Genomic DNA, 6000 nt, shown 5'->3' with positions numbered 1-6000 from the left:
CCGCCAACTCACCCCGGAGCCGTTCCACCTCCCCCAACCTCATACCGAGAAGATGCCCAACACCAGGCGAGATCACCCAACGTAACGAAGCACTACTAGCTGCCGTTCTTCAGTGCCCGCTCGATCCGGGCGTTCACCGTGGCGGCGCCGCCGTCCAGGCACTTCACGTACACCCGGAATGAGAGCACGCGCACGGGCGTCCGCCCACACCTCGCCGTATCCGGTGTCCTGGATGAGTCCACCGCGTTGCGTCCGAAACAGCCGCCCGTCGGGGGCGACGCCGTACGCGGTGACGTGCCACCGGAGCAGGCTCACGAGATCGAGCGGGATCGGAAACAGTGCGCAGTGCTTTCCGGGGCCGGTGCTTGAGCCCTCGCCGGCCGTGCGCCTCCCCGCCGGCGGACGACCGCCCGCGACGGCGCGCAGTGGTCCGGACGGCGCGAAGAGCGGGTCCGGTCGGCGCGCAGTGGTCCGGTCGGATCGTCTGGTGGGTGCACTGTCATGGGGCTGGGCCGCCTCGGTGATCCTTGGGGCGGAGGGTGGGGCGTGGTCTCTTCGGGGTGGGCGGCAGCCGGTTGACTGGTGCGTGTACGTGACGTGCCCGTGGGCGCCGGCGCGGTCTCCGGTGCCAGTTCCGAGGAGCAGTACATGCCGCAGATCACCGACCCCGCCCCGGTCGGCACGTTCCCGCGTCTGGGCTGGGTCGACGGCCTGCTGGGCCCCGCCCTGCGGGGCGCCCTCGCCGCGCTGCCCGCGGCCGAGGGCCGGGTCGCCGGGTACCACCGCGGCTGGTGCGAGGCCGACGGCACGCCGACGCCCCCGGCGGCCGGCGGGGGCAAGTCCGTCCGCCCGGCGCTGACGCTGCTGTCCGCGATGGCCGTCGGCGGCAGCGCCGAGGGCGCGGTCCCGGGAGCCGTCGCCGTCGAACTCGTGCACGACTTCACGCTGTTGCACGACGACGTCATCGACGGGGACGCCCTGCGCCGGCACCGCCCGGCCGCCTGGTCCGTCTTCGGGACGCCCGCCGCCGTCCTCACCGGTGACGCCCTCCTGGTGGCCGCGATGCGGGCGCTGACGGAGGCCCGGCCCCACCGGGCGGCCGTCGCGGTGAAGGAGCTGGTGGACGCGCTGCTGGAACTGGTCGAGGGCCAGAGCCGCGACGTCGCCTACGAGAAGGCGCCCGAGGTGTCGGTGGCGCAGTACCTGGCCATGGCCGAGGGCAAGACCGGCTCGCTGATGGGCTGCGCCTGCGCCCTGGGCGGCGTACTGGCCGGGGCCGACGACGTACAGGTGTGCGGGCTGCGGGAGTTCGGGCGCCGGCTCGGGGTGGCGTTCCAGTGCGCGGACGACCTGCTCGGCATCTGGGGCCGGTCGGCGCGCAGCGGAAAGCCGGTGGGGGCGGACCTCGCGGCCCGGAAGAAGTCGTTGCCCGTGGTGATCGCCCTGGGCGGCGGCGGCACGGCGGCACGGCGGCTGCGGGAGCTGTACGACTCCCCGGGCGCCCTGGACGAGAGGGACGTCGCCCTGGCGCGCGAACTGGTCGAGGAGGCCGGCGGGCGCGAGGGGGCGCAGCAGGAGGCGCACCGGCAGCTGACCGCCGCCCTGCGCGCGCTGTCGTGCGCCCGGCCGACGGCGGAGGCCTACCGCCAACTGCACGACATCGCCCGGGCGATGACCCGGCGTGAGGTGTGACGGTGGCCGTCGCCGGTTCCCCGTACGGCGCCCCGGCATTCACGTCCCGTCCCACGCGTGACTTTGCTCCCTCTGGTCCGTTGACTCTCCGGTGGGTATTTGCCGTGTATGCCCGGCAGTGCGACTGTCGTCCCGCAACGGGACGGTTCGTAATCGAGTGCCCGATGTGACGAAACTCAGTGGAGTCGTGCAGCAGACCGCATCCGACGCGCCGTTCCCCGGCGACCTCCCCGCCGTCGCCGCCTACGGGCTACAGGTCGTCCGCGGCTCCCACACCGTCCTGCGGCACCTCGGTTTCACGATTCCGCGCGGGTGCGTCGTCGGGCTGCTCGGTCCGAGCGGCTGCGGCAAGACGACGCTGCTGCGGTCCGTCGTCGGCGTCCAGCAACCCACCGCCGGCCATGTCCAGGTCCTGGGCTACGCGGCCGGTGCCCCGCAGCTGCGGACCCGTGTCGGCTACGTCACCCAGGCGCCCTCCGTCTACGCGGACCTGACGGTGCTGGAGAACCTGCGCTACTTCGCCGCCGCGCTCGGCATGCGGGGCTGGCGCCGGGAGGACGCCGTGGTGCGCGTGGTGAAGGAGGTCGACCTCGCCTCGTACGCGGACAAGCTGGTGGCCCGGCTGTCCGGCGGCCAGTACTCGCGGGTGTCGCTCGCGGTCGCGCTGCTCAACAAGCCCGACCTGCTCGTGATGGACGAGCCGACCGTCGGCCTCGACCCCATGGTGCGCCGGGAGTTGTGGCAGGTGTTCCAGCGGCTGGTCCGGGAGGGGACGACACTGCTGGTCTCCAGCCACGTCATGGACGAGGCCGACCGCTGCGACCGGCTGCTGCTGATGCGCGACGGCCGCCTCCTCGCCGACGCCGGCCGCACCACCCTCCTCGAACACACCGGCTGCGCGGACGTGGAGGAGGCGTTCCTGCACCTGGTCAGGGCCGCGAGCGAGGCCGAGGCGCGCGCCCGCCAGGGAGCCGCCGCCCAGTCCCCGTCGCTCACCCTGCCCACCCTGCTCGACCAGGCCCCCGCGCCCGAGGCCGAGCGGGCCTTCTTCGCCGTGGACTCGCTGTCATGAGCACCGACTCCAGCACCGCCTCCCTGGCCGACCGGCTGCCGTTCTCGCCCACCATCACCGGCGCCACGGCGGTACGGGTCCTCCAACAGATCTCCCGCGACCGCGGCAGCACGGCCCTGCTGCTCGGCATCCCCTGCATGCTGATGGTGCTGCTCAAGCTGATGTTCGACGGTTCGGACGCGTCGTTCGAACGGGTCGGCCCCCAGGTCTTCGGCATCTTCCCGGTCATCGTGATGTACCTGGTGGCCTCGGTCTCCACCCTGCGCGAACGCACCACCGGCACCGCCGAACGGCTGCTGACCATGCCGGTGCGACGGCTGGACATCGTGCTCGGCTACAGCCTCGCCTTCACCGTCCTGGCGTTGCTCCAGGCCGTCCTCTCCACTCTCCTGACCGTCGGCCCGCTCGGGCTCGACATCAAGGGGCCCGCCTATCTGCTCATGGTCATCGCCATGCTCGGCGCGCTCCTCGGGCTGGCGCTGGGACTGCTGGTCAGCGCCTTCGCCCGCAACGAGTTCCAGGCGGTGCAGTTCCTGCCCGCCGGGGTCCTCCCGCAGTTCCTCGTCTGCGGGCTGTTCGTGCCGCGCGACGAGATGCACGGCGTCCTGGGGGCCGCGGCGAAGGTGATGCCGATGACGTACGCCGTCCAGGCCGCGAGCGAAGCCGCCGCGCACACCGGCGTCACGGGGCTGTTCGTGCGGGACGCCCTGCTGATCCTGCTGTGCGTGATCCTGGTGCTCGTGGCCAGCGCCGCGACGCTCAAGCGCTGACGGCGCCGGTGGGCACGTACAGCCGCGCGGCCCCCTTCCGGACAGTTCCCGGAAGGGGGCCGCGCCGCTCGTGCCGTACGCGTGCTAGTCCCGCACACCCCAGGAGAAGCCGCCGGAGACGGTGCCGTACCGGGGGAACTCGAACGGGCCGAAGTGCAGCGGACGCTCGTGGCCGCCGCCCGGGTAGCCGCCGTCGGGACCCGGGCCGGTGACGGGCCGGGCCGGCGCCGGGGCGGCACTGGCGGCCGTCGCCGCGCCGCCCGTCGTCAGGGCCAGTGCGGCGAGGGACACGAGGGCGAGCCGGCGAATCCGCATGGGCATGGGGAATCCTCCCTGGAAAGACGGAAAGGGGATGGGGAAGTGAGCGGGATTCACCCTATCCGCCGTTGTCCGGCGTTCCCGCCGGGACCGTCCCGGGAATGCGTTTTTCCCTCGAAGGGGGAAAGTGGATACGGTGTGCGCCGCGACCGGCCGGGCGGGCGGCGATGACAAAAGGAAAAGAAAAAACGATGACCTGGGAACATGTGCACAGCGAGGGGACGCATTCGCGGATGAGTCGAATGAAAAGATGGGCGCTTGTGCTGGGAAGTGCTTTTCTCGTCATGCCGCCCGGGTACGCGGCACCGGCCGCCGGAGCCACTCCGGCGGACCCCGTCCCGCCCTCGCCCGCCCGTCTGGCGCCCCCGTGGTCCGTGACGGTTCCCGGCCGCTGGCAGCCGGCCCCCGGCGCCCCGGACCCGTACGTCCCCGCCCCGGCCGGCGGCCGGGAGCCGGCCCCGCGCGAACCGTCCCGCACCGCACCCGGGCGCGGCGCCGGGAGCAAGGCCGCCGCGCGCGTGCTCGCCGCCGTCAACCGGAGCCGGACCAAGGCCGGTTGCCGGCCGCTGCGGCCGCGCGCCGCGCTGAACCGGGCCGCGCGGGCGCACAGCGTCGACATGGCCCGCCACCACCGCCTCGGCCATACCGGGGCGGACGGCAGCACACCGGTCGACCGGATGCGCGCCGCCGGCTACCACCCGCGCGCCGGCGGCGAGAACGTCGTCGCAGGCACCCGCACCGCCCGGGCCGCCGTCGACGCGTGGATGGGCAGCCCGCCGCACCGTGCCAACATCCTGACCTGCGAATACCGTGACGCCGGGGTCGGTGTCGCGGCGGGCTCCGGCGGGCCGTGGTGGACGCTGGACCTGGCCTCGGGCCGCTGACTGAGGACCCCCGCCCGCCTCGTACAAGCCCTGCCGCTGCCCGTATCCCGTGACCCGTACGCGGACTCACCCCAGATCCGGGTCCCACCACCAGGCGATGGACGGCGCCCCCTCCACCGGCCCCGGCCGCGTGTCGGACGGGGCGTCGGCCCAGCTCAGCGGCATCTCCTCGCGCTCGTCCGGCCAGTAACCCCGGCTCAGATAGCGCGGCACCCGCAGCCCCCACTCGTTGTTGCCCCGGATACCGTGCCGCAGCCCCTGGAGATAGGTGGCGAGATCGAAGCCGGCGGTCGGCCGGACGCGGTCGTGGAGGTGCAGGAACCGTTGCAGCACGCGGTCGCGCAGCCCGTTCGCCACGTCGACCGCCTCCTGCAACGCGATGCCCCGCTCCTGCATCAGCACGGTGTAGAGGTTCTGGTCGGCCTGCTCCCGGGCCAGCTCCTTGCGCAGCGAGTGCCGGTCGTTGTCGAGGGCGGCCACCATGATGGCCATCTCCGTCAGCGCGCGCACCGCCGGGCGGTGCAGGTCCCGGTCGGGCACCTCGGCGCCCGTCGCCAACTCCAGCAGCGCGAAGGTGGGTTCGCCGCCGGAGGAGAGCAGCCGCATGGCGAGGAAGTCGTCCAGTCCCGGCATCCGACCGACGGCCTGGTTGCCGATCTGCCAGGCCACCCCCGACAGCCACGCCCGGTGCCCGTGGGCGAACCGCGCGACCTGCGTGGGCGGCGCGAAGCCGCGGAACCGGCCGACGATGTCCTGAAGGGCGCCGATGTACCGGTCCGCGCCCTCGGCGGACATCGTCTCGCACGCCCGCTGCACCTGCCCGGCCAGCGCGTTGAACTGGGCGGGACGGGTGCTCAGCGGGCCGCTGTCGCAGCGCGCGTCGTCGAAGGCGAAGCCCCAGTACACCCACAGGGTCGCGGCCAGCAGCCGGTCCTCGTCCGGGGCGCCCGGTGCGAAACGGGCGAAGAAATCGGCGCTGTGCGTGGCCACGACCCACGCCTTCTCCCGCTCGTCGGCGCACATACCGCTGTCGCCGATCCATTCCACCGCCCGTTTCTCGATCCGCCGCACCCGCGGATGCACGGCGGATTCCAGCGGGCAGTAAAGAGGGGGAAGGTCCACCTCGGACACGCGGGTTTTCCTTGCGGGCACGGACACGGGCACACACCTTCCGGTGAAGGGACGACGAAGGATCCACGATCATCCGGAAATCCGGGGCGCCAATGCGACCAGCCATGCCCGCCGCCGAACCGGTGCCAGCCGA

6 protein-coding genes are annotated in these 6000 nt (G+C 73.1%); 4 read left to right on the top strand and 2 right to left on the bottom strand.

The window, feature by feature from the left end; translation table 11 throughout:
• The first annotated feature begins 582 nt into the window (after positions 1-582).
• The 3 genes from IO29_RS20060 to IO29_RS20050 all read left to right on the top strand — a co-directional run bounded on the left by IO29_RS20060 (position 583) and on the right by IO29_RS20050 (position 3534).
• Positions 583-1692 (top strand): polyprenyl synthetase family protein, encoded by a 1110-nt coding sequence (locus IO29_RS20060; protein WP_234307569.1) that lies wholly within the window; start codon positions 583-585, stop codon positions 1690-1692.
• A 187-nt stretch (positions 1693-1879) separates the two neighbouring features.
• The gene (locus IO29_RS20055) at positions 1880-2764 is read left to right on the top strand and encodes an ABC transporter ATP-binding protein (protein ID WP_033226085.1); all 885 of its coding nucleotides are present in this window, start codon (positions 1880-1882) and stop codon (positions 2762-2764) included.
• Positions 2761-3534 (top strand): ABC transporter permease, encoded by a 774-nt coding sequence (locus IO29_RS20050; protein WP_030380894.1) that lies wholly within the window; start codon positions 2761-2763, stop codon positions 3532-3534. The genes IO29_RS20055 and IO29_RS20050 overlap by 4 nt, the downstream gene beginning before the upstream one ends.
• A gap of 84 nt (positions 3535-3618) precedes the next feature.
• On the opposite strand, the gene IO29_RS20045 is transcribed toward IO29_RS20050, so the two are convergent.
• Positions 3619-3855 carry a hypothetical protein gene (locus IO29_RS20045; protein ID WP_030380893.1) on the bottom strand — a complete coding sequence of 79 codons (237 nt, stop codon included), beginning with the start codon at positions 3853-3855 and terminating at the stop codon, positions 3619-3621.
• A gap of 281 nt (positions 3856-4136) precedes the next feature.
• Between IO29_RS20045 and IO29_RS20040 the strand changes: the two genes are divergently transcribed.
• Positions 4137-4736 carry a CAP domain-containing protein gene (locus IO29_RS20040; protein ID WP_051707786.1) on the top strand — a complete coding sequence of 200 codons (600 nt, stop codon included), beginning with the start codon at positions 4137-4139 and terminating at the stop codon, positions 4734-4736.
• Positions 4737-4802: 66 nt separating this feature from the next.
• Here the strand turns inward: IO29_RS20040 and IO29_RS20035 are convergent, their stop codons facing one another.
• Positions 4803-5867 carry a terpene synthase family protein gene (locus IO29_RS20035; protein WP_030380891.1) on the bottom strand — a complete coding sequence of 355 codons (1065 nt, stop codon included), beginning with the start codon at positions 5865-5867 and terminating at the stop codon, positions 4803-4805.
• Between the last annotated feature and the right edge of the window lie 133 nt (positions 5868-6000).

The organism is Streptomyces sp. NRRL F-6676 (assembly GCF_000725625.1).
GTDB lineage: Bacteria > Actinomycetota > Actinomycetes > Streptomycetales > Streptomycetaceae > Streptomyces.
This window is presented reverse-complemented; position numbering and strand designations above follow the sequence as displayed.